Raw genomic sequence first — 3974 nt, 5'->3', positions numbered from 1 at the left:
GAAGAGTGTAGTATGATGGCTCAAGTCCAAAATCTCCTTGTGTGGCAAGTTGTTGTGGTAACTTCTTATACCACATACTGCTGAGATTTTGGACTTTTTTGTTACCCCTTAGCCGGACAGCAATGAAAATATATATTATTCATAAAACACTGCAAGTTGCCGTAAGGCAAAGCATTGTTTTACAAAAAGGGTAAAGTTCGCCGTAACGGCCAGAGCCTTCACGCTGCCTATCCACACATCTCAAAAAACCGCCATTGATTTTATCAACAACAAGGCGGGCATATTCAGCATTACTATATTCTTCGGCACGAACTTAAAAATAAATAGAGCAGAAAGCAAACCAAGATTTCACAGCAGCCAATCCGTATACATTCTTAAGTAAACTTCTATTAATAAATACAATATACTAAAAGATTTAGTCAAAAATAGCCACAGTCTTTATACAGCAAATATCCGACATAAAAATAACATTTAACTTTTTGATAATATTAAATAAAATGATAAATTTTTTCCATTTTGTGAAAAAAAATTTATGATGGATGTTTTTTTGCAGTCCTACGATCCACAGCCGGTCATGCCCGGCGCGGTGCAGTGCTACAGTTCGCCAGCCCGTTACTGAAGAGCAAGCCGACATCTTAACGCCGCTGCCCTTGCACCGCACCGCCGTTGCCCGGTGCATCCGGCCGGACGGTCTTTGCCCCCTGCCCTTCCGAAACTTTGGTGCAGCTTCGCAAACTGCCCTGCCGCCTGCAAAGCAGGCGATCCCAGCGAGGCTGAGCATTTCAAAACTGCCGTCCTTTCACGGTAACGAACTAAAAATATATATCTTCATGACATAAAAGCCGTTTGCAACCATGTCTGCAGAGCACAGCAAAGGCCGCGACTCCCCGAAAAGGAATCGCGGCCTTACTGTATCGCGCCAGTCTCAGAGAGACGGTCAGGATTTTTTCAGGTTTTCCACCAGGTCCATAAGACTCTGCGTCTGCCGGCGCAGTTCATCAAGCTCACGCAGGGCCACCTTCATGGATTCCGACGTATTGCTGGTCAGATAGTTTACATCACTGATGGACTTGTTGATCTCGTCGCTTACGGCAGACTGCTGCTCGCTGGCCGTGGCGATCGCGCGCACTTCGTTTGCGGTCTTGTCCACCATGCCCACGATCTCTTGCAGCGACTGGCCGGATTTATTGGAATATTCCGTGGCAACAGAGATATTGTCCACGGCGTCATCAACCTGCTGGATGCTTTGCGCCGCGCTGGACTGAATGGCCCGGATGGCATCGCCCACATCTGTGGTGGATGTCATGGTTTTTTCCGCCAGTTTACGTACCTCGTCAGCCACAACGGCAAATCCTCGCCCTGCATCGCCTGCACGGGCCGCCTCAATGGCCGCATTGAGCGCCAGCAGGTTGGTCTGGTCGGCAATATCCGAAATAACGCTCATAATGCGGCTGATGGCCCTGGCGTGCTCGTCAAGCTGGGTCATGCCGCCCTTGAGGCCCATCGACTGCTGCTGCACCTGCTGAATGCTGGATACGGCCTGCGAAACCACGCCGGAACCGGCTTCTGCCAGCTTGCGCGCCGCATCTGAAATGTCCGCAGCGCCGCCCGCATTGTGGGCAACAGCAGTCACCGTGGAATTCATTTCTTCCATGGCCGAGGCTATTTCGGCAAGCCGCTCCACAGCCCGGTTCAGGGCAAGATCGGTATTTTCCACCTGCTCGGCAATGTCTGAAACCGAATTGCCAAGTCTGACGGCAACTTCTTCAATGCGCGCCGCAGCGCTTGACATGCCGTCGCACCGGGCCTGTTCCGCCCGTGTCTTGGCCTGCTCTGCCTCATTCATGGCGACCTTGCACTCTTCGCCGCACCTTTCGGCTTCTCGGGCTTTTTCCGCCGCCTCAAACACCAGCGTACGCAAGTTTTTTTCCATATGGCGCAAGGCATCGGCCAGCATGCCCATGTCGTCCGAGCCGCGCACCGTCAGTACGCTGTCCTGCTTGCCATCGGCCACATCAAGGGCATACCTGGTTATCTTGCGTACCGGCGCGCTTACGCGCAGGCCAACAATCACCGAAATGCCCAGCTGTACCAGCAGCAGGGCGGCGGCCACGGAAACGGCAGTGACAACAGCCTCATTTTCAAGTTTTTTCAGTTCGCCTATGGGCGCCCCCGTAAACCACATGCCCACAATCTTTCCATCGGCGGCCTTCACCGGCCAGTACGCTGACTGATAGGGAACACCAAGAATGGTGTTTTGCACAAAAACCGTTTCGCCGCGCTCAAGCACGGCATCAATGACGTTCGGCGCTTCAAGCTTTGTACCCACGGCACGCTTGTTGTCAGACACAATGGTCGTCATGATGCGCGTATCGCCCTTAAAAATGGTGACCGCAGCCCCGGCAAGCTGGCTGAGCCAGTCCAGATAGTCAGGAGTGGTAAGCGAAACGCCGATAGATATGGTTCCCGCCAGCTGCCCTTCGTAAAAAACAGGCTGCGATGCGCGTAGCGTGAAAGGATTGAGCGGCCCGGTCACCACAGCCTGAGCCGGAACGCCCTGCATGGCCTTGGCAACGGTTTCCTGCTTGGCAATGCTGTCGCCGTATTTGCTCTTGGAATGCCCCCGCGCAATAACGATACCCTGGGCGTCCGTTACAGACATAAAGTCTGATCCGGCCATTTTCATGGCCTTTTCAGCAAGGGTAAAAACCTCATCATGATCCTTATAGGCCATGGCCCGGGCCAGCCGCTCATTGGCGGCAATAAAGGCGGCATTTTGGGCAAAGCGCTGTATGGTCATCTCATTGGCGGAGTGAACGATATTCTGCATGCGGTGTATGCTGTTGCGCAATTCTTCATCCATCGGCTTTTTCATATAGTAGATGGATACAAACAAAACAACGGCACAACAGGTAATGAGAGCTGCAAACAAAGATCCGACATATTTGTGGGTAAGGCTCAAACGCATCTGCCACTCCTCATGCTTACGGCATCTTGAAAGTATGTTCGTTGCCTCTATAAAAACACGCTGGAGATACACGCTGCAGAGTAAAGATTGTTACAAAGGCGGCTCCTTATTAATATATGTGCAAAAAGCACGTAACAACATCAGAAACAAGACAAAAATTGTCAGGTATCATAAATCATCCTGATATGTGGTGCCTTTTAACATCATATCGTCTGGTGGAGATAATTGTTTAGACAAGACTATAAATTGCATTATTGCCGGAGTCAAAAGGATAGATAAAAAAACGAACAGAAATATGGCCGCACTTACGCAACTCCATGAAATATCGACTCAAGGCAAGGCCCGGCAAACCACAGGAATTACGGCGGCGCTGGCAGCATGCGCTGCTCCGCCAGCGCCGAGCATGGCATGCCGGTGGGGCGCTTTGCAGCAGCGCCCTGCGGGTACGCCCTGCTTCAGCAAAAAAAAAGCCCGCCGACGTTGTGTCGGCGGGCAAAACAGTGAACAGGAAAACCGGGCAGGATCAGCCCATTTTGTGGCGCACCTGACGGCACAGGCCCATCAAGGCATCATACTCGTGCCGCCGCAAGCCGGCCCTGGTAAAAAGCCGCCGCCAGGGCATGATAAAATAGTCGGGATTATCGCCGTGCAGATAATCAAGGCGCAAGAGCATGTCCTTGAGGGATTCCATCAGGCGTTCCTGCTCTGCCGCCGTCACCTGCCTGGCTCCGCCGGGGTGGGCTTCTTCTGTATTTTGGGTATCGACTTTGGGCCGCTTGCGCACGGCACCGGCACATTCATACAAAAGCAGCAGTACGGCCTGCGCAAGGTTGAGCGAACTGGCCGCAGGATCGGTCGGTATGGTCACAAGCTTATGGCAATGGGTTATTTCCTCATTGTTCAGGCCCCTGTCTTCCGGGCCAAAAACAAGGGCCACCCTTTCGCCGCGCGCCAGAGCTTCTGCCACATCCGCAGCGGCCCGGCCGGGCGAAAGCAGGGACTGACG

General features: G+C 52.7%; 3 protein-coding genes. All 3 read right to left on the bottom strand.

The genetic code is table 11. The features are described from left to right. Positions 1-415: 415 nt before the first annotated feature. Positions 416-781, bottom strand: coding sequence for a hypothetical protein (locus V6C07_RS04950; RefSeq protein WP_333535256.1), 366 nt, complete (start codon positions 779-781; stop codon positions 416-418). Between the two features lie 156 nt (positions 782-937). Then, positions 938-2968: a methyl-accepting chemotaxis protein gene (locus V6C07_RS04945; RefSeq protein ID WP_333535255.1), complete on the bottom strand. Its 2031-nt coding sequence runs from the start codon at positions 2966-2968 to the stop codon at positions 938-940. A 523-nt stretch (positions 2969-3491) separates the two neighbouring features. Further along, positions 3492-3974 (bottom strand): TrmH family RNA methyltransferase (locus tag V6C07_RS04940; RefSeq protein WP_333535254.1); only part of this gene is annotated, 483 nt, incomplete at its 5' end.

The sequence above is a fragment of the Desulfovibrio sp. 1214_IL3152 genome, assembly GCF_036763055.1.
Taxonomy (GTDB): Bacteria; Desulfobacterota; Desulfovibrionia; order Desulfovibrionales; family Desulfovibrionaceae; genus Desulfovibrio.
This window is presented reverse-complemented; position numbering and strand designations above follow the sequence as displayed.

What these genes read in the sequence shown, in the direction of transcription:
- V6C07_RS04950 (WP_333535256.1), bottom strand. Translation starts at nt 781, where the DNA reads ATGCTCAGCCTCGCTGGGATCGCCTGCTTTGCAGGCGGCAGGGCAGTT.
- V6C07_RS04945 (WP_333535255.1), bottom strand. Translation starts at nt 2,968, where the DNA reads ATGCGTTTGAGCCTTACCCACAAATATGTCGGATCTTTGTTTGCAGCT.